The organism is Bacillus toyonensis BCT-7112 (genome assembly GCF_000496285.1).
In the GTDB taxonomy this organism is placed as follows: Bacteria; Bacillota; Bacilli; order Bacillales; family Bacillaceae_G; genus Bacillus_A; species Bacillus_A toyonensis.
In genome coordinates, this window is sequence record NC_022781.1 from 2827395 (window position 1) to 2846633 (window position 19239).

The window sequence follows — 19239 nt, forward strand, 5'->3', positions numbered from 1 at the left end:
TTGTTGGTTTAATTCTTGGCTAACTGCCTTTGCATCGACTAAAGCATGTAAGATCATTTTCACCATGTTCATCATATTTCTTCACTCCTTTTTATAGTTCCTTTAGTTCTTTTACAACTGCTTGTCCGTTCACTAATACCTCAAAGATTGCTTTTACGATTTCTTTCATCATGATTGTTTCCTCCTTTTGTTTGTCTCTCTTGTTTACATCTTTATTGTATAGGGAGGCATCTTTTCGTACTATCGCTTTCCATTACGTGAACATAACAGTTTTGTAAGATTTGATGTCACTTATTGAAATGTTTAGTCTATCTTCATTATTTTCAGAAAAATGACTATTCAAACATAAAATAGGGAAGTATAATAAAGAAGTAAGTATTAAATTCCGTACGAAAGGGGTGAATGAGATGAAACGTTCTTTAGCTGCGCGTGCCAAATTTTTAGATTTTATCTATTTTTGTCGTGCGATTTTTCATGATGTAATTGTTAACGGGATACGTCTGCCCTTTTTTAACAATTGCATAGTAGCTATTGAACGATAGAAATCTCTTCACCCATTTTTAATAAACGTGTGAAAAGGGAGCTATTTGGCTTCCTTTTTCTATGTCGAAAATCATGGGGAATGTTTCTTTCCCATGGTTTTTTTATATTGAAAGGAGTACGGAAAATGACAATTTGTAGTGTAAATAATGTAACGAAATCTTTTGGTGGAAACATCATATTTGAAAATATATCGCTTGAAATAAAGAATGGTGAACGTGTTGGTTTAGTTGGCCGTAACGGTAGTGGGAAGACAACAATCTTTGGTCTTCTAACAGGAATGGAGAATGTGGATGCAGGAGCCGTTCATATGAAGAAAGGTACACGTATTGGTCATGTCGCACAAATTCCAAAGTTTGATGAGGGCATGACTGTATACGATGTATTGGGTTCCGCCTTTAAAGTAGAAAAGGAATTAGAAAAAGAAATGCGTGTTTTAGAAAAAAATATGACGGAGGAACGGGAAGCGTCTGCTTTGCAAAAACTGATGGAGAGGTACGGTGTAATTCAAGAAAAATTTACGTTTCTTGGTGGTTATGAAATAGAGGCAAATATTATGAAGGTAGCAAATGGTCTACAAGTGACGGAACTATTCCTCCGATCATTTCTAGAATTAAGTGGAGGAGAACAGACGAAGGTAAGCCTTGCGTATATGCTATTGCAGAAACCAGATTTACTTCTATTAGATGAACCGACAAATCATTTGGATTTATTTGCAGTCGAATGGTTAGAGCAATTTTTAAAAGAATACACCGGAACGGTTATGGTTATTTCACATGATCGCTATTTCCTTGATGAAGTTGTAACGAAAGTTTTTGATTTAGAAGATGGAGAAATTCACGTGTATCATACGAATTATTCTCAGTTTGTTGAGGAGAAGGAAGAAAGGTTGCTTCATGAGTTTCAGGCTTATCAAGAACAGCAAAAGAAAATAAAGAAAATGAAAGAAGCAATTAAGCGTCTACGTGAATGGGCAAATCAAGCGAATCCGCCGAATGAAGGACTGCATAAGAGAGCGAGAAATATGGAACGTGCGTTAGAACGTATGGAGAAGTTAAAGAGACCGATTTTAGAACGAAAACAGATGGGACTTCAGTTTGAAGGGCAAGAGAGAAGCGGGAAAGATGTTGTTGTAATGAAAGAAGTGAGTAAAGGTTTTTCTGACAAACCTTTATTTGAACAAGCGAATTTACATGTTCGTTTTCAGGAGCGTGCGGCTATCGTTGGTCGTAATGGCACAGGGAAGACTACGCTACTAGAATTACTATTAGAAGAAATAGAGCCAGATGCTGGTGAAATTCGGATGGGTAGTAGTGTCAAAATTGGTTATTTATCGCAGCATGCGTACGGAAATATGAAGAGTAATGTATTGGAAGCTTTCAGAGAGTATGTAGCTGTAACAGAGGGAGAAGCAAGACATATATTAGCTAAGTTTTTATTTTATGGTCCAGCTGTGTTTAAGAATGTAACGCAACTGAGCGGTGGAGAAAAAATGAGGCTAAGACTGGCGCAACTTATGTATCAAGACATCAATTTTTTAATTTTAGATGAGCCGACAAACCATCTTGATATTGAATCAAGGGAAGTTTTAGAGGAAGCTCTTGAGCAATATAATGGAACGATTTTAGCTGTTTCACATGATCGTTATTTTTTAAATAAGTTATTTGAAAAGACGTATTGGATTGATGAACGCAAATTATTTGAGTTTGCAGGGAACTATGCATGGGCTCGTCAAAAGTGGGAGGAAAGGATTGAGAAGCAAGTAATAAGGCAGAAACCTCAAGGGAGAAAAAGTATTGAAACAGTCCCTGTAAAAAAGAAAGAAGCTAGGAATATTGAGGGGATTGAAACCGAGTTAATGCGTGTAGAAGAAGATATATATGCACTTGAATGTAAAATGGAACATGTAGCTGATGTTGAAATGCTTGAACAATTGTATGAAGAAAAACGAAAAAGAGTTGTTACGAGCGGAGTTATATAATGAGTTAGATAATATTGTGGGGTAAAGAGTAGAAAGCTAATTCCTTTCAGTTTTGCTGAAGGGATTAGCTTTCTTTTTTTATAACTATATTTTACTGTAAGAGATAAATGAAAAAGTGTGTTTCACGTGAAACAGTAACTTGGGTAAATCTTTGTTACGCATCTTGTATAGGTTGTGAAACATATGCAATGATGAGGCAAAATATATATGTTATTAGTAGATTTTCGATAGGATTAATTACGAAAGTAAAGGCTAATTATTTCCCGAGACATAAGTATGTATGATGGAAATCTGAGATTGAAAATAAAAAAGAAAGCAGAGTCACAGCTTTACGCGCTGAACTCTGCTTTCTTTTTGTGTGGTATCTTCTTTTGTTGAAATGATAATAGCGATCCCGAGCATAATAAAAAAAGCTAAAAAGAGGACGAATTTTGGGAAGAAAGGGAATAGTAATAGCGCCCCGACTATCATAATTGTTAATAATACGTAGTGCAGGACATATTGGAATAGGTTGTCCATGTTTTCGCCCCCTTTTTGGTAATTGATTATTAGTATTCTATGTTTCATGCTGAAGGAATAGAAGTAGTTTTTATGTTTTTTAATATAAAATGTGGATGCATAAACTAAAAAACATTAGAAACGATACATATTGAAAACGAAAAGGGACTTATAAAAAAAGCTATAGTAGGGGTTGAGTGAAGATAACTACAACGATATGTAGTTTCCTAAATTAAATAGACAATATTTTTGAAAAAAACCATAAAAATATTTATTTAGAAAGAATTGACAAAATATATTGAAAGTTATAATCTATTAACCATAAAGTCTACCGGAAAAGTCGGAATAAGATTGTTACCCCTCAAAAACATCTATTTTTTACGATTAAAACCGACTTTTCCGATTGGTTATAAATGTTGCTGTGGGAGGCATACATAAGGCAAGCAGTTCATAAGGTGTAATTATTAAAAAAAAGTTAGGGTGGGGACAATGAAGAAAAAGACGAAAAAATGGGCTGGTGTATTTTCGGTATTAATGAGTAGTTCGCTTGTGCTATCTGCTTGTGGGGGACAGGAAGATAAGGCTTCTACAGAACCGGTTAAACAACAAGATTTAAAAAATATAAAAATTGAAAAGATCGCTGCGACAGATAAAACGAAAGTACCAGATAAAGCGAAGAATAGAAAAGATACGCTAGTAGTTGGTATTAGTAAACCTGGTGGCGTATTTTTACCATATTTCCAACAAAATGGTTGGGATGGAAACGTGACTTCAGTGATTTTTGCATCTCTTGTATCAACGGATAAACAAGGGAAACCAATTCCGGAATTAGCGGAGAAGTGGGACGTTTCTTCTGATCAGTTAACATATACATTCCATTTACGTAAAGACTTAAAATTTAGCGATGGATCGCCATTAACAGCAGATGATGTAGCGTTCACATTGACGCTTTTACATGATAAGGCATATGAAGGTGAAATAGATATCTCTCAATATGCGGTTAAAGGTGGTAAAGAATATAAAGAAGGAAAGGCAACTTCTATTGAAGGTATTCAAGTTGTTGATCCACAAACAATTAAAATTACCACTGAAAAAGTTAATTCACAAGCTATATTTGTTTTAGGTGGTACAGTATTATCAAAAGCTTATTACGGAAAAGATTACAAACAAAATACAAGTTTAGATTACTTAAAAGAGTTATATGGAAAACCGATAGCTGCGGGTCCATATAAATTTGAAAAGTATATCCCGGGGCAAGAAGTTCGATTTGTAGCAAATGAAAATTATTATGCGGGCAAACCCAAAATTCCAAACTTCATTTATAAAATTACTTCTGGCGATACGAAGCTTCAATTATTCCAAACAGGTGAGGTTGACTACACTGGCCTAGGTACTGGTGATGAAATTCTTGAACAGGCTAAGGGTTTAGAATTTGCGAATATCCAAATCGAAACAGCAGCGTCATTTAGTTATATTTATATGAATAATAATAAGCCGTACTTAAAGGATAAAAAGGTTCGCCAAGCACTTATTTACGGATTAGATCGTAAAAAATATGTTGATACAGCATTGAAAGGATACGGTACGGTAGCTAATGTACCAATTCATCCAACTTCTTGGGCTTATACGGAAGAAGGAGTTAATAAATATGAATACGACAAAGAAAAAGCGAAAAAATTATTAGATGAAGCAGGATGGAAAGTTGGTTCGGATGGAGTTCGTGAAAAAGATGGTCAAAAATTAAAGCTTTCTTATTTCGGCCCAAGTGCGGCTAAAGATAGTGATTTATTAATTCCAATTGCGAAAGAGAATTATAAAGAAATAGGTGTAGAATTTAATCCAGAATTTATGGACTTTAATACTATGCTTTCGAAGGTAAATAAAGGTGACTATGATTTAGCTTCTGTTTCGACACCGATTACAAGTGATCCGAGTGAAACAGCTGGTGAATATTTGTCTGGTGTCAATGATAAGAGTCTTGGTTATAAAAATGCGAAAGTAGATGAGTTAATTAAAAAAGGTATTGAGACAGTTGATATTGAAAAACGTAAACCTATTTATAAAGAATTATATAAAGAGTTAAGTGATGACCCACCAGTAATTCTATTAAACTACCGTAGAACAATTACTGGTTATAACGGGAATATAAAAGGAATTGACTCTGAAAAATACAATAGTATTAGCGCAAACTTACCAGTTTTATCATTTGAAAAATAACGATAAGGATGTATAAATAGAAGACATTTTTTCATTCGGTTAGTAATGTACCGCTTTGAAAAAATGTTCTTCTATTTTAGGCATAAGATTGGAGAGAAAAAGGGTGAAAACATATATCGTTCGTAGGTTGTTACAAATGATTCCTACACTGTTCGGAACATCAATTATTATTTTCTTCCTGTTTGCGCTTCTTCCAGGAGACTATATTGATTCAAATCCAAAGATTACACCTGAAAGGGCAGCTGAACTTAGGGAATTATATGGATTAAATAAGCCAATTGTTGAGCGTTATTTTCATTGGTTAGGTAATGCATTGCAAGGGGATTTTGGTTTTTCGCTTCAATATCAGGAACCTGTAACGTCATTATTAAATAAATTTATTTGGAATTCTTTTAGTGTAGCTGTTATTGCATTGTTTTTTATTTGGCTAATTGCACTTATTATCGGCGTATTCTCAGCGACGAAGCAACATTCTTTATTCGATAAACTTGTAACAATTGGTGTCTTTGCAGCAATGTCATTTCCTTCATTTTTTATCGGTTTGTTTTTAATTAAGGTGTTCGCGGTGGACTTTAAGTTATTACCGATAGGCGGAATGATTGATGTCGGGAGTAATTCGACTGGATTAGCTTACGTAATAGAAGTTGCCAAGCATATGGTTTTACCAGTATTTATTTTGACTCTTCTTGGTGTGGGTTCATTAACTCGTTACTTTAGAACAAGCATGTTAGAGGTTGTAAGGCAAGATTACATACGAACAGCACGGGCGAAAGGTTTAAAGGAGAAGACTGTTATTTATAAGCATGCGTTAAAAAATGCAATATTACCGGCGATTACGTTATTAGCATTTGAATTACCAGGTTTATTTTCGGGAGCAATTATTATTGAACAAATTTTTAACTGGCCAGGGATTGGTAATATTCAATTAGAAGCACTAAATTTTCGTGATTATACAGTATTAATGGCATTTACGATGTTTCTTTCTTGTTTAACAATTGTTTCAAACTTTTTCGCTGATATCGTATATGCAGTTGTCGATCCACGTATTCGGTTGAAGTAAGGGGGGATTAGATGGAAACTGTTACAGCAATTACAGAGAAAAAAGAAAAAAAGAGAAGAAATGAATCATCACCATGGCGACAGGCTCTTAAAAAAATAAAGAGAAATAAGATGGCACTCGTGGGGTTTTATGCACTAATGTTTATGTTTTTATTTTGTTTTGTCGGTCCGCTCTTTTCGCCATATGCATCAGGGAAAATACAAGTCGCTTTAATTAACAAACCACCTAGTTTTTCACATTGGCTCGGTACAGATCAATTGGGAAGAGATATTTTAACAAGACTTATGCAAGCAGGACGCATTTCATTAACAATTGGATTAGCTTCAATGGTCTTATCGGTTATACTTGGAGCTTTATTAGGAGCTATTGCAGGTTTTTATCGCGGGATTGTCGACAATATTATTATGCGTCTTGCAGATATTTTAATGTCGATGCCGGGATTGCCGTTGCTTATTATAATGGGAGCTATTTTATCAGAATGGAAAGTACCATCTGATTATCGTCTTTATGTCATTATGATTATTTTAAGTTTAGTAGGTTGGCCAGGACTTGCACGTCTTGTAAGAGGTCAAATTTTATCACTCAGGGAGCAAGCATTTATGCAAGCTGCTGATGTGTTAGGAATAAAAGATTACCGGAAAATTATATATCATTTAATCCCTAATGTTTTACCGATCTTAATTGTTGTATCCACATTAGGTGTTGCAGGCTCTATTTTAGGGGAATCCGCACTAAGCTACTTAGGTCTCGGAGTCGTCCCGCCTACACCATCATGGGGAAATATGATTAGTGCAGCTAACTCATTAATCGATTTCCAAAAGCGTCCGTGGTTATGGATTCCGCCCGGTTTTGCAATTTTTATAACAGTTGTATCAATTAATTTACTTGGTGATGCACTTCGTGATGCGTTAGATCCAAAGATGAGACGGTAGGTGAGGGAATATGAGTAAAGCGGTAGTAGAGCTGAAAGATTTGCAAACACATTTTCAGACAGAAGAAGGAACAGTAAAGGCTGTTAATCATGTTAGCTTTGCAGTTCGAGAAGGTGAAACAGTTTGTGTTGTAGGTGAATCGGGTTGCGGAAAGAGTGTAACGGCGCTATCGATTATGGGACTTATTGCTGAATCAGGAAGTGTAGTAGGTGGAGACATTTTATATGAAGGAAAAAGTCTTTTAGGTATGAAAGAGAAAGAGCTTCGTAGTTTACGAGGAAATGATATTGCGATGATATTCCAAGAGCCGATGACATCGCTGAATCCCGTCTTCACTGTAGGAGAACAAATTGTAGAAACGTTAAGAGAGCATGAATTACTTAGTAAAAATGAGGCGTATAAAAAGGCAATCGAATTAATTCGTAAAGTTGGTATAGCTCGTGCGGATGAAATTGTCCATTCGTATCCACATGAACTAAGTGGAGGCATGTTACAACGCATTATGATTGCTGTTGCGCTTAGTTGTAATCCTAAGTTATTAATTGCTGATGAGCCGACAACAGCTCTTGATGTTACGATTCAAGCCCAAATATTAGACTTATTAAGGCAAATAAAAGAGGAACTTAAAACATCCATTTTATTAATTACACATGATTTAGGCGTTGTAGCAGAAATGGCTGATTACGTTGTCGTTATGTATGGCGGGAAAGTTATTGAAGAAGCACCGGTACTAGAGATATTCCAAAATCCGAAACACCCATATACGAAAGGGTTGTTGAAATCAAAACCAGTGATGGGAAAACGAATAGATAAACTATATTCTATTCCAGGGCAAGTTCCTAATTTAGTTGGTTTGGATGAGTTTTGCTATTTTAGTGGTCGTTGTGAGCATTGTATGGAAATATGTAAAGAAGAGGCACCAAATTTGAATGTGCACGATGAGAACCATAAAGTAGCTTGCTGGTTATATGAGGAGCGTGCGGAACAATGAGTGAACCATTATTAGAAGTGAAAAACTTAAAGACGTATTTTCCAATTAAGGGCGGCATATTTAGTAGAACGATTGGACATGTAAAGGCAGTTGATGGAGTAAGTTTTACTATTAATAAAGGTGAAGTGTTTGGCCTAGTTGGAGAATCAGGAAGTGGAAAAACAACGATAGGAAAAACAATTTTACGTCTCGTCCAAAAAACGGAGGGAGAAGTAAAGTTTAAAGGGCACGATGTTTATTCCTTATCCAAGGAGGAATTGAGAAAACATCGCCCTAATATGCAGCTTGTTTTTCAAGATCCATTTAGTTCATTAAACCCAAGAATGAGAATTGGAGAAGCACTTGGTGAGCCGATGTTGGCTCACGGACTAGCGACGAAAGAAAATGTTCGTGCAAAGGTGATAGAAGTATTGGAGTTATGTGGTTTAGCTCCGTATCATATTGACCGGTATCCTCATGAGTTTTCTGGTGGGCAACGTCAGCGTATCGTTATCGCAAGAGCTATGGTATTAAATCCAGAATTCATTGTAGCTGACGAACCTGTGGCAGCACTAGATGTATCTATTCAAGCACAAATCATTAATTTATTTAGTGAGTTACAGGAGAAAAAGGGATTATCTTATTTATTCATTTCACATGATTTAAGTGTTGTGGAACATTTATGTACAAAAATAGGAATTATGTATTTAGGAACGATTGTAGAAACGGCACCGCGTGATGAGTTATTTACGAATCCACTTCATCCGTATACAAAAGCATTGTTATCAGCTGTGCCAATACCAGATCCAACAGTGAAGCGGGAGCGAATTATACTAGAGGGGGATATTCCCAGTCCAGCAAATCCACCTTCAGGTTGTCGTTTTCATACACGCTGCCCGTTTGCGACAGATGTTTGTACACAAACGGTACCAGAGTTTCGTAATGTTGGTGAAGATCATTTTGTTGCTTGTCATCATGTATAAAAGAGAAGGACCCTTTCAGAAGTTGAAAGGGTCTTTTTTTATTTACTAGATAAAGTTTGTTTTAAAACAAATTGCTCGATTGCATGGGCAACACCATGTTCATTGTTTGTTAATGTTACAACGTCACATAATTTTTTTACATCTTCTTCAGCATTTCCCATTGCAACAGATAAACCAGCAACTTCTAACATTGGTACATCATTAAAATTATCACCAATAGCAATTGTATCTTCAATTGGTATATTAAAATGAGCTGCCATCTGCTGTAGCCCATTTCCTTTATGGCCATTCTTATCCATAATTTCTAAATTAGTAGGAGCAGATGCTGTAACCATAATAGCAGTGTCTTCTTGTAACATACTTAATAACTGGGCGCGATGACCTGCATTGAACGTTAAAATGAAGAATTTAGATATTTCGAGTTCTTGATTGTTTACAACATCTTCGATTTTTTGGAAATCAGTAATTAGGTTTGATTTCTTTTGTTTTTCTGTAATTCTTTCGAGTTCTTCTAATGTAACATCTAGCGCATGCTTGTTTTCTTCGAATGCCTGCATCACTTGATCTTGCCATGTAGAAGGAGAGTAAACCCCTTTATTTGTATATAGCTTATATGGAAAACCTTCAGCTTCTAGTAATTTTGCAAGTTTGTACACTTTATCGTTTTGTAAACAACGCGAGTTAATTACTTTTCCATCCACGTAAACAATTGCCCCATTGCTTGCTCCAACTGGAAGAGATAATTGGTATTCTTCCAATAGTTTTAAAGCATCCTCTTTTGCGCGGCCAGAACAAATCATTACAATATGTCCAGCTTCTTGTGCAGTTTGGATTGCTTGTAAGTTCTCTTTGGAGATTTCAAGATTAGATGATAGTAGTGTACCATCCATATCTAATGCGATTAATTTCAAAATGACCACCTCTTTGTTTTTATTATACATAGTTATATAGAGGAAACATATAAACTTATCTTGGAAAGATAGTATTTTGTCCTATAGTGTACCATCCAGTGAAAACCTAGTAGATTCAACCTTACTTATTAAAGATTCACCTTGATTTGTAACAAAAGTAGAGAGGAATATAGTTATATTTAGGTTTATGACTGTAATGTTACACGAATGTTACAAACGTGAATGTAGTGGGAAATGCATTGAAATAGGGTTTTTAAGGGTGTTTATAAAAAACGTAAAAAAATGTAATAAAATTTACGTAATCATATTGCAACGTAATAATAGTTATGTTACATTAGTGTTACAAACGTTACGTTATCAAATTCAATGTAACGATAACATAAAAACTATGAAAAAAACATTTCTTAGAAATTACATATAGAAAACTTATTCAAAGGGAGGATAAATGATATGAAAGAGCAAGTATTACAAGTAACAAAAGGTGACTTCGTAGGATCAGCAAGTGGAGCGGTAGTATTAACAGCATTAATCGTATTTCTATCAAGCGTATTAGTATAATAGAAGTTTTGTAACAAAAGATAAATGAAGGGAGAATGAAAGATATGAAAGAGCAAGTATTACAAGTAACAAAAGGTGACTTCGTAGGATCAGCAAGTGGAGCGGTAGTATTAACAGCATTAATCGTATTTCTATCAAGCGTATTAGTATAATAGAAGTTTTGTAACAAAAGATAAATGAAGGGAGAATGAAAGATATGAAAGAGCAAGTATTACAAGTAACAAAAGGTGATTTCGTAGGATCAGCAAGTGGAGCGGTAGTATTAACAGCATTAATCGTATTTCTATCAAGCGTATTAGTATAATAGAAGTTTTGTAACAAAAGATAAATGAAGGGAGAATGAAAGATATGAAAGAGCAAGTATTACAAGTAACAAAAGGTGATTTCGTAGGATCAGCAAGTGGAGCAGTAGTGTTAACGGCATTAATCGTATTTCTATCAAGCGTATTAGTATAATAAAAGTTTTAAATTGTACAAAATGAAAGGAGAATGAGGAATATGAACAGTGAACAAGTGCTACAAGTAACAAAAACAGATTTATTAGGATCATTAGGCGGAGCAGTAATATTAACATCATTTATTCTATTCCTTGCAAATATATTAGTATGAGAAATATAAATACAATTATTCAAAAAAAATAAAGACTCTAACGTATTAGTAAGTAGTTAATATGTTGGAGTCTTTTTTGTTTTCCCCACATATATACCTTCAATTATGAATATTTTCCCCTTACTTTAAAGAGAAAAAAGTCGAATTTTATATGTAAGAAAAAAAGAGGAATTTGACAGAAAAGATAGAAAATTTTAAAGGTCAGAAATTGTTAGCCTGCTAACTAATTTCTATAAATTGATGTTGGAAGCGTTTTCGGTTGGTTTTAGGTATGGACCATTTAATCTATTTACAGGGGGATGAAGAGATTATGAAACAAAAATCTATGGATACGCTAGCTGCACAAATGGAGGACTTTTTTCCGGTACGTGATGTAGATCATTTGGAGTTTTACGTAGGGAATGCAAAACAATCGAGTTATTACCTTGCGAGAGCGTTCGGATTCAAAATTGTGGCTTACTCTGGATTAGAAACAGGAAACCGTGAAAAGGTATCTTATGTTCTTGTGCAAAAAAATATGCGTTTTGTTGTGTCCGGGGCCCTAGGTAGCGATAATCGTATCGCAGAGTTTGTAAAAACTCATGGTGATGGTGTAAAAGACGTTGCATTACTTGTCGATGACGTTGATAAGGCTTACTCGGAAGCGGTGAAACGTGGTGCCGTCGCAATTGCTCCACCTGAGGAGTTAACAGATGAGGATGGTACATTGAAAAAAGCAGTTATTGGTACGTATGGTGATACAATTCACACGCTTGTAGAGCGTAAAAATTATAAAGGAACATTTATGCCAGGATTCCAAAAGGTTGAGTTTAATATTCCATTTGAAGAATCTGGTTTAATTGCTGTAGATCATGTAGTTGGTAACGTTGAGAAAATGGAAGAGTGGGTTAGTTATTACGAGAATGTTATGGGCTTTAAACAAATGATCCATTTCGACGATGATGATATTAGTACAGAGTATTCGGCATTAATGTCAAAAGTTATGACGAATGGAAGTCGTATTAAGTTCCCTATTAACGAACCAGCAGATGGAAAGAGAAAATCGCAAATTCAAGAATATCTTGAATTCTATAATGGAGCAGGTGTACAACATCTTGCCTTATTAACGAGTGATATTGTTAAAACAGTTGAAGCGCTTCGTGCAAATGGTGTGGAGTTTTTAGATACACCAGATACGTATTACGATGAGTTAACTGCGCGAGTTGGAAAAATCGATGAGGAAATTGATAAGTTAAAAGAATTAAAGATTTTAGTAGACCGTGATGATGAGGGCTATTTACTGCAAATCTTTACGAAACCAATTGTAGACCGTCCAACTTTATTTATTGAAATCATTCAACGTAAAGGTTCTCGTGGATTTGGTGAAGGGAACTTTAAAGCATTATTCGAATCAATTGAAAGAGAACAAGAGCGTCGCGGAAATTTATAAGATTTGTATCCACCAGCAAGAATTCTTTTGCTGGTGGAAATTTCATTTTCATAGGGAGGAATTATGATGAAATTTGTTACATTTCGTCTCCCTTCGAAAGAAATGCGAGCTGGGTGGCTTGAAGGTGACAAAGTAATCGATATGAATCTTGCTAGTGACGGAAAAGTCCCTTCCTCTATGCTCGCCTTTTTAGAGAAAGCGGATGAGTATGTAGAGCTGCTGCGTAATAGTAAGAATCCAAACAAGGGTATATATTCCTTAGAAGAAGTACAATTGACAGCTGTTATTCCTAATCCGGGTAGCATTCGAGATTTTTATGCATTTGAACAGCATGTAAAAACAGCTCGCGGACGAAGAGGACTAGATGTTGTACCTGAATGGTATGATGTCCCGGTTTTTTATTTTACTAACCATCGTGCTGTTATTGGTCCAGATGATTTTGTAATTGGTCCGAAGAAGTCTAAAAAGCTTGATTATGAATTAGAGATTGCTTGTGTAATCGGAAAAGAAGGAAGAAATATTTCTCGTGAGCAAGCAGAGGAATATATTTTTGGTTATTGTATTATGAACGACTGGAGTGCAAGGGACTTACAAGCAACAGAAATGAAGGTAGGGCTTGGACCAGCAAAAGGAAAAGACTTTGCAACTTCATTAGGAGCGTATCTCGTTACGAAAGAGGAATTAGACATTTATCGTAATGGTAATCGATATGATTTAGAGATGACTGCTCACGTGAATGGGAAACTATTATCAAAGGGAAATTTCCAAGATATTTACTATACGTTTGCTGAAATGATTGAACGTGCTTCACAAGACGTGACCTTATATCCGGGAGATGTGATCGGTTCTGGAACAGTAGGAACAGGATGTATTTTAGAACTTGGTACAGAAGAGTGGCTACAAGATGGAGATGTTGTAGAGCTGTCGATTACTGGTTTAGGTACGCTACGTAATACGGTCAAAAAAGACATGAAAGCAGGTGATGGGCATGTTTTATCGTCACATGGGGGAGCTACCTCATAAACGACATGTACAATTTCGTAAAAAAGATGGAGCGCTTTATCGTGAACAGGTAATGGGAACGAAAGGTTTTTCTGGTACGCAGTCTATTTTGTACCATCATTATATGCCAACGGAAGTAGGTCATGCGGCAGTATCTCATTCTTGTCAGTTGCAGTATGAAGAAGATGTAGCTCTTGCACATCGTCATTTTCGCACGAAAGAAAATAAAAAAACGGGCGATGCAGTAAGCGGAAGAAATTTTATGCTTGGGAATGAGGATTTATTAATTGGAGTAGTGACTCCGACAGAAAAAATGGACTATTTCTATCGTAATGGCGATGGCGATGAAATGTTATTTGTTCATTATGGAACAGGAAAAATCGAAACAATGTTCGGAACGATTCACTATAGAAAAGGTGATTATGTAACGATCCCAATTGGAACGATTTATCGTGTTATTCCAGATGAAGGAGAGACTAAGTTTCTTGTTGTAGAGGCGAATAGCCAAATTACAACACCACGTCGCTATCGCAATGAATATGGGCAATTGTTAGAACATAGCCCGTTTTGTGAGAGAGATATTCGTGGCCCGGAAAAATTAGAGACATATGATGAGAAAGGTGAGTTTGTCGTAATGACAAAGTCGAGAGGATATATGCATAAGTATGTTTTAGGGCATCATCCGCTAGATGTTGTTGGGTGGGATGGTTATTTATATCCGTGGGTCTTTAATGTGGAGGATTTTGAACCAATTACAGGCCGTATTCATCAGCCACCACCAGTACATCAAACATTCGAAGGGCATAATTTCGTCATTTGCTCTTTCGTACCGCGTTTATACGATTATCATCCAGAATCTATCCCGGCACCGTATTATCATAGTAACGTGAATAGTGATGAAGTACTGTACTATGTAGAAGGAAACTTTATGAGCCGAAAAGGTGTGGAAGAAGGGTCTATTACACTTCACCCGAGCGGAATTCCTCATGGGCCGCATCCTGGGAAAACAGAGGCAAGTATCGGAAAAAAAGAGACGCTTGAATTAGCCGTTATGATAGATACATTCCGTCCGCTTCGTATTGTAAAACAAGCACATGAAACGGAAGATGAAAAGTATATGTATAGCTGGATTGAAGATGGTTCATATACTGTGAAATAAGCAAAAAGAGGCGTGCTCAATAAAGGAGCACGCCTCTTTAATATGTATAATGACACCAAAATAAGGTGATAGAAAGATTCTCAGAAAGAATAATAAGGATATTGTATATTCCGAAAGATTTCTACTTATTTCGACAAAAGTATTGACGAGAAAAAGTGTTATGAGTAAAATAAAAAAGCGAATTAAAAATTTTCAGAAAATTTAAAACTTGGAGGAGTGGACGATGAAGCAAATTTTTCAAAAGAAGCCTATTGCAAAGTTAATGCAAGAAAGTAAGCAAAAAACGTTAGCGAGAACATTGGGCGCACTGGATTTAACTATGCTTGGAATCGGAGCGATTGTTGGAACTGGTATTTTCGTTCTTACAGGCGTAGTGGCAGCAAAACATTCTGGACCAGCTATTATATTATCATTCGCGATAGCCGCATTAGCCTGTGCCTTTGCTGCATTTTGTTATGCTGAATTTGCTTCTTCAGTTCCTGTCTCGGGTAGCGTATATACATATACGTACGCGACGATGGGAGAAGTATTCGCGTTTTTAATTGGTTGGGATTTAATGCTTGAATATTTACTTGCTACATCTGCTGTAGCAAATGGATGGTCCGCTTATTTTCAGTCTTTACTAAAGGGATTTGGGATTCATATTCCGACCATTCTTTCTTCGGCCCCAGGCACAGGAAAAGGTGGAATAATTGATTTGCCTGCAGTCTTAATTATTTTAGTGATGACAGCTCTTTTATCTAGGGGTGTTCGAGAGAGTGCACGTGTAAATAATATTATGGTATTTATTAAAATAGCAGTTGTTCTTATTTTTATCTTTGCTGGTTTTAATTATGTGAAGCCTGAAAACTGGACGCCTTTTATGCCATTTGGTTTAGATGGTGTAATGGCTGGGGCTGCTACAGTATTCTTCGCATTTATAGGATTCGATGCAGTTTCAACAGCTGCGGAAGAAGTGAAACGTCCACAACGTGATTTACCAATCGGCATTATTGCATCGTTATTAATATGTACAGTTCTTTATATCGTTGTTTCACTTATTCTGACAGGAATTGTTCCATACGGCCAGCTGAATATATCAGATCCAGTTGCTTTTGCACTTCAATTTATTGGACAAGATGGTTTAGCGGGGGTAATTTCAGTAGGGGCAATCACAGGGATTACAACTGTAATGCTAGTGATGATGTATGGGCAAGTTCGTGTTTCATATGCGATGAGCCGTGATGGGTTATTGCCGAAGCGTCTGGCTAAGGTTCACCCGAAATTTAAAACACCGTTTTTAAATACATGGATAACGGGTATTATTGCAGCATTGATTTCAGGATTAATAGATTTAAATGTATTGGCACACCTTGTAAACATGGGGACATTGTCAGCCTTTGCACTCGTAGCTGTTGCGGTTATTGTGATGAGAAAGACTCATCCGGATTTACCAAGAGCATTTAAGGCGCCACTCGTACCATTTTTACCAGCGTTAACAGTAATTTTCTGTTTATACTTAATGCTTCAATTATCAGGGACAGCGTGGATTAGTTTTGGAGTATGGATGGTTATCGGTATAGCGGTTTACTTCTTATATAGTCGAAAACATAGTGTTTTAAATAATAGTAAAAAAGAAGATGATGTAGCGAATTTATAAGTGGAAAAATCCATTCTAATTCTGTTAGAATGGTTTTTTTATTTGAAAATTTACATTTTTCTGAATCTATTATAAGATAATTGTTGGTCAACTAAAGGGGTGAAAATATGAAAAATACATGGCGTGAGCTAAGGGAAATGGATCGTAACGTATGGATTCGATTTATCGGTGAGACATTGAATGGAATTGCGATGATGATGTTAATGCCTTTTTTCGCATTATATTTAAAAGATAAGGTAGATTCTTTATTACAGGTTGGAGTTATTATGGCGCTTTCTCCAATTGCTGCAAGCTTTGGATCGCTTATAGGTGGAAGAATTGCTGATATATATGGAAGAAAGCCGATTATGATATTTTCAATGGCAAGTAATGCATTATTAATGCTCGGTTTTTTATTTATAGAAGGGTTTATTTCATATGCAATTTTATCTGTTTTTTTAGGATTAAGTAATTCTTTATTTCATCCAGCTGCATCAGCGATGGTTGCAGATGTGACCGCGCCAGAAAAAAGAACCGAAGCATATGGTTTATTGCGAATGGGACACAATATAGGTGCTGCAATCGGTCCAATAATGGGTGCATCAGTAGTGGTGTTGTCAAAGAATCTTGTGTTTATTATTGCTTCTTCTACGATGCTATTTTATGCATTACTTGTACTAATTCTTATCCAGGAGACAATGCCAAAAGCAGCAGATAAAAAAGAAGAGAATGCAGAGAAGGAATCAGGTGCAGTTTGGAAAGTTTTAATGAGAGATAAGGCGTTAATGATTTATTTGTTAGCAGGTATCATTATTTCTATGGGATTTTCTCAAACAGAAGGCATGTTACCACTTCACTTTGATAATGAAATGAAGGATATTTTTGGAGTTAACAATCCATACCCGTATTTAATGGCGCTAAATGGACTATTAGTTGTGTTGTTCCAGTTTCAAATTTCAAAATGGGCGACAGATAAACCTGTCGGAAAGACGATGTTATACGGGGCGTGTTTGTTTGGAATTGGTTTGTTTTTTATAGGGTGGTTACCGAAGTGGTTTGGAGAATTTAATACAAATGCTACAATTATTTTAGTGACGTTAATGTTCGTGTATGCCATATATACGTTAGGCGAGATGATTATGTCGCCTGTACAGATGACGTTTGTAGCGAATTTGGCCCCTGAGCATTTGAGAGGAACTTATATGGGAGCAGCGAGTTTGCAGTGGATTACGGGAAGTGCATTTGGTCCACTTCTTGGAGGTTTTTTATTAGATAGATTACTCGGACATTTCTTATTTACAATTTTAGGTGTAGGATGTTTAGTTGCAGGTATTGTATACGTTTCTTTAGATCGCCTTGTGGAACAAAGGCAAAAGGACACACTAACCAAACAATCTTCTTAATAAAATAGGTGACATACACAAAAAGGGGATTTCTACATATTTTAGGTACATAACTAGATTAGGTTGCCATTTCATTTTGTGTAGTTGTGAAGAAAATGAAATAGAAAAGTGTAGAAATCCAATAAGTGGTGTCATTTAATTATTTGTGGAAGTTACATTTTATTTCAAATAGGAACTACCTATTTTTATAAAAAGTGCTAAAATAGAAAAATGAAAACAATTGGTTAGGGTGATTTAATTGACGAAAATTAAATTAGGTTTATTATATGGTGGAAAATCAGCTGAGCATCAAGTTTCGTTACAGACGGCTCTTGCTGCTATTAAAGCGTTAAATCAAGATAAATTCGAGATTCATCCGATTTATATTACAGAGCAAGGTCAATGGGTACGCGGTGAGCGTATTGAAGGTGAAGTAACGGATGTTGAAGCTTTAAAAATGAGCGGTGCAGAAAATTCGATTTCTCCGTTATCATTAAGCACGGAAATTATTCCATCTGCAACTTCTGAGGAAGATGCTATCGACGTTATTTTTCCATTACTACATGGACCAAATGGTGAAGATGGAACGGTTCAAGGGTTATTAGAATTAATGAACATTCCTTATGTAGGAAATGGTGTTCTAGCATCGTCTGCCGGTATGGATAAAGTTGTTATGAAAAATATCTTTGCAGAAGCTGGTTTGAAACAAGCGAAATATGCATCTTTCATTCGTAGTGCATGGGAAAAAAATCGCGAAGAAGCTTATGACAAAGTAGAAGAGAAGTTAGGGTATCCTTGCTTCGTAAAACCAGCAAACCTTGGTTCAAGTGTTGGTATTAATAAATGTAAAAATCGTGAAGAACTTGAGAGTGCATTTGAAGAGGCATTCCAATTCGACCGCAAAATTATTGTAGAAGAAAATATCGTAGGTCGTGAAGTAGAAGTTGGTGTACTAGGTAACGACGAACCGAAATGTTCAGTTGTAGGTGAAATCGTACCGAAAAAGGACTTTTATGATTATAAGTCGAAGTACATCGATGGTGATACAGCGTTAATTATTCCAGCTGAAATGACAGAAGAAGAGTCTAATGTAATTAAGCGAGATGCAATTGTTGCATTCCAATCTTTAGATGGTGCAGGCTTAACACGAGCTGATTTCTTCTTAACGAAAGACGGAGAAGTATATATTAACGAAGTAAACACAATGCCAGGATTTACGCCGTTTAGTATGTTCCCTCTATTATGGCAACATACTGGATTACCATATCCAGAATTAATTGAAGAGCTAATTCGTTTGGCGATTGAACGTCACGAAGAAAAACAAAAAATTAAATATACAATATAACAAAAAAGGAGGAGGCACTATTCGAAGGAATAGTGCTTCCTCTAT

The 19239-nt window shown here is 35.9% G+C and carries 19 protein-coding genes and 1 pseudogene; 18 read left to right on the forward strand and 2 right to left on the reverse strand.

What is annotated here, in order from left to right; genetic code table 11:
• The first annotated feature begins 407 nt into the window (after positions 1-407).
• Both BTOYO_RS27970 and abc-f read left to right on the forward strand, forming a co-directional pair.
• On the forward strand, positions 408-542 hold the full coding sequence (locus BTOYO_RS27970) for an RAxF-45 family protein (RefSeq protein ID WP_000830640.1): 135 nt from the start codon (positions 408-410) through the stop codon (positions 540-542).
• A 125-nt stretch (positions 543-667) separates the two neighbouring features.
• A pseudogene (gene abc-f / locus BTOYO_RS14655) lies at positions 668-2546 on the forward strand (ribosomal protection-like ABC-F family protein).
• A 296-nt stretch (positions 2547-2842) separates the two neighbouring features.
• Here abc-f and BTOYO_RS14660 read toward each other — a convergent pair.
• Positions 2843-3040 carry a hypothetical protein gene (locus BTOYO_RS14660; RefSeq protein WP_000369250.1) on the reverse strand — a complete coding sequence of 66 codons (198 nt, stop codon included), beginning with the start codon at positions 3038-3040 and terminating at the stop codon, positions 2843-2845.
• A gap of 468 nt (positions 3041-3508) precedes the next feature.
• Here BTOYO_RS14660 and BTOYO_RS14665 point away from each other — a divergent pair, with 468 nt between their 5' ends.
• From BTOYO_RS14665 to BTOYO_RS14685, 5 genes are all read left to right on the forward strand, one after another.
• Complete coding sequence (locus BTOYO_RS14665; RefSeq protein WP_023441127.1) at positions 3509-5236, forward strand: ABC transporter substrate-binding protein; 1728 nt, start codon at positions 3509-3511, stop codon at positions 5234-5236.
• Between the two features lie 103 nt (positions 5237-5339).
• Positions 5340-6296, forward strand: coding sequence for an ABC transporter permease (locus BTOYO_RS14670; protein ID WP_000860741.1), 957 nt, complete (start codon positions 5340-5342; stop codon positions 6294-6296).
• Positions 6297-6307: 11 nt separating this feature from the next.
• Complete coding sequence (gene opp4C, locus BTOYO_RS14675; RefSeq protein WP_000451062.1) at positions 6308-7228, forward strand: oligopeptide ABC transporter permease; 921 nt, start codon at positions 6308-6310, stop codon at positions 7226-7228.
• A gap of 10 nt (positions 7229-7238) precedes the next feature.
• On the forward strand, positions 7239-8219 hold the full coding sequence (locus BTOYO_RS14680) for an ABC transporter ATP-binding protein (protein ID WP_000030775.1): 981 nt from the start codon (positions 7239-7241) through the stop codon (positions 8217-8219).
• Positions 8216-9181 (forward strand): ABC transporter ATP-binding protein, encoded by a 966-nt coding sequence (locus tag BTOYO_RS14685; protein WP_001294496.1) that lies wholly within the window; start codon positions 8216-8218, stop codon positions 9179-9181. Before BTOYO_RS14680 ends, BTOYO_RS14685 begins: the two co-directional genes overlap by 4 nt.
• Before the next feature lie 38 nt (positions 9182-9219).
• Here BTOYO_RS14685 and BTOYO_RS14690 read toward each other — a convergent pair whose 3' ends face one another.
• Positions 9220-10092 carry a Cof-type HAD-IIB family hydrolase gene (locus tag BTOYO_RS14690; protein ID WP_000766432.1) on the reverse strand — a complete coding sequence of 291 codons (873 nt, stop codon included), beginning with the start codon at positions 10090-10092 and terminating at the stop codon, positions 9220-9222.
• Positions 10093-10542: 450 nt separating this feature from the next.
• Between BTOYO_RS14690 and BTOYO_RS14695 the strand changes: the two genes are divergently transcribed.
• From BTOYO_RS14695 to BTOYO_RS14745, 11 genes are all read left to right on the forward strand, one after another.
• Positions 10543-10650 (forward strand): DUF3948 family protein, encoded by a 108-nt coding sequence (locus BTOYO_RS14695; RefSeq protein ID WP_000664237.1) that lies wholly within the window; start codon positions 10543-10545, stop codon positions 10648-10650.
• Between the two features lie 35 nt (positions 10651-10685).
• A complete protein-coding gene (locus BTOYO_RS14700; RefSeq protein WP_000654250.1) occupies positions 10686-10802 on the forward strand; it encodes a DUF3948 family protein in 117 nt (38 codons plus the stop codon).
• A gap of 35 nt (positions 10803-10837) precedes the next feature.
• Entirely contained in the window at positions 10838-10954 is a 117-nt protein-coding gene (locus tag BTOYO_RS14705; RefSeq protein WP_000654250.1) for a DUF3948 family protein, read from the forward strand.
• Positions 10955-10998: 44 nt separating this feature from the next.
• Entirely contained in the window at positions 10999-11106 is a 108-nt protein-coding gene (locus tag BTOYO_RS14710; RefSeq protein ID WP_000664237.1) for a DUF3948 family protein, read from the forward strand.
• Between the two features lie 42 nt (positions 11107-11148).
• Entirely contained in the window at positions 11149-11259 is a 111-nt protein-coding gene (locus tag BTOYO_RS14715; RefSeq protein WP_001083697.1) for a DUF3948 family protein, read from the forward strand.
• A 310-nt stretch (positions 11260-11569) separates the two neighbouring features.
• Complete coding sequence (gene hppD / locus BTOYO_RS14720) at positions 11570-12688, forward strand: 4-hydroxyphenylpyruvate dioxygenase (RefSeq protein ID WP_000810910.1); 1119 nt, start codon at positions 11570-11572, stop codon at positions 12686-12688.
• Between the two features lie 66 nt (positions 12689-12754).
• Positions 12755-13711: a fumarylacetoacetate hydrolase family protein gene (locus BTOYO_RS14725; protein ID WP_000674026.1), complete on the forward strand. Its 957-nt coding sequence runs from the start codon at positions 12755-12757 to the stop codon at positions 13709-13711.
• Positions 13677-14849, forward strand: coding sequence for a homogentisate 1,2-dioxygenase (locus BTOYO_RS14730; protein ID WP_000499906.1), 1173 nt, complete (start codon positions 13677-13679; stop codon positions 14847-14849). The genes BTOYO_RS14725 and BTOYO_RS14730 overlap by 35 nt, the downstream gene beginning before the upstream one ends.
• Before the next feature lie 223 nt (positions 14850-15072).
• Positions 15073-16488, forward strand: a complete 1416-nt coding sequence (locus BTOYO_RS14735) for a branched-chain amino acid transporter BcaP (RefSeq protein WP_000809351.1) — start codon at positions 15073-15075, stop codon at positions 16486-16488.
• Positions 16489-16595: 107 nt separating this feature from the next.
• Positions 16596-17870, forward strand: coding sequence for an MDR family MFS transporter (locus tag BTOYO_RS14740; protein WP_000799751.1), 1275 nt, complete (start codon positions 16596-16598; stop codon positions 17868-17870).
• Between the two features lie 238 nt (positions 17871-18108).
• Positions 18109-19194, forward strand: a complete 1086-nt coding sequence (locus BTOYO_RS14745; RefSeq protein WP_000161430.1) for a D-alanine--D-alanine ligase — start codon at positions 18109-18111, stop codon at positions 19192-19194.
• Positions 19195-19239: the final 45 nt, after the last annotated feature.

What these genes read in the sequence shown, in the direction of transcription:
- BTOYO_RS27970 (WP_000830640.1), top strand. Translation starts at nt 408, where the DNA reads ATGAAACGTTCTTTAGCTGCGCGTGCCAAATTTTTAGATTTTATCTAT.
- BTOYO_RS14660 (WP_000369250.1), bottom strand. Translation starts at nt 3,040, where the DNA reads ATGGACAACCTATTCCAATATGTCCTGCACTACGTATTATTAACAATT.
- BTOYO_RS14665 (WP_023441127.1), top strand. Translation starts at nt 3,509, where the DNA reads ATGAAGAAAAAGACGAAAAAATGGGCTGGTGTATTTTCGGTATTAATG.
- opp4C (WP_000451062.1), top strand. Translation starts at nt 6,308, where the DNA reads ATGGAAACTGTTACAGCAATTACAGAGAAAAAAGAAAAAAAGAGAAGA.
- BTOYO_RS14680 (WP_000030775.1), top strand. Translation starts at nt 7,239, where the DNA reads ATGAGTAAAGCGGTAGTAGAGCTGAAAGATTTGCAAACACATTTTCAG.
- BTOYO_RS14685 (WP_001294496.1), top strand. Translation starts at nt 8,216, where the DNA reads ATGAGTGAACCATTATTAGAAGTGAAAAACTTAAAGACGTATTTTCCA.
- BTOYO_RS14695 (WP_000664237.1), top strand. Translation starts at nt 10,543, where the DNA reads ATGAAAGAGCAAGTATTACAAGTAACAAAAGGTGACTTCGTAGGATCA.
- BTOYO_RS14700 (WP_000654250.1), top strand. Translation starts at nt 10,686, where the DNA reads ATGAAAGATATGAAAGAGCAAGTATTACAAGTAACAAAAGGTGACTTC.
- BTOYO_RS14705 (WP_000654250.1), top strand. Translation starts at nt 10,838, where the DNA reads ATGAAAGATATGAAAGAGCAAGTATTACAAGTAACAAAAGGTGATTTC.
- BTOYO_RS14710 (WP_000664237.1), top strand. Translation starts at nt 10,999, where the DNA reads ATGAAAGAGCAAGTATTACAAGTAACAAAAGGTGATTTCGTAGGATCA.
- BTOYO_RS14715 (WP_001083697.1), top strand. Translation starts at nt 11,149, where the DNA reads ATGAACAGTGAACAAGTGCTACAAGTAACAAAAACAGATTTATTAGGA.
- hppD (WP_000810910.1), top strand. Translation starts at nt 11,570, where the DNA reads ATGAAACAAAAATCTATGGATACGCTAGCTGCACAAATGGAGGACTTT.
- BTOYO_RS14725 (WP_000674026.1), top strand. Translation starts at nt 12,755, where the DNA reads ATGAAATTTGTTACATTTCGTCTCCCTTCGAAAGAAATGCGAGCTGGG.
- BTOYO_RS14730 (WP_000499906.1), top strand. Translation starts at nt 13,677, where the DNA reads ATGTTTTATCGTCACATGGGGGAGCTACCTCATAAACGACATGTACAA.
- BTOYO_RS14735 (WP_000809351.1), top strand. Translation starts at nt 15,073, where the DNA reads ATGAAGCAAATTTTTCAAAAGAAGCCTATTGCAAAGTTAATGCAAGAA.
- BTOYO_RS14740 (WP_000799751.1), top strand. Translation starts at nt 16,596, where the DNA reads ATGAAAAATACATGGCGTGAGCTAAGGGAAATGGATCGTAACGTATGG.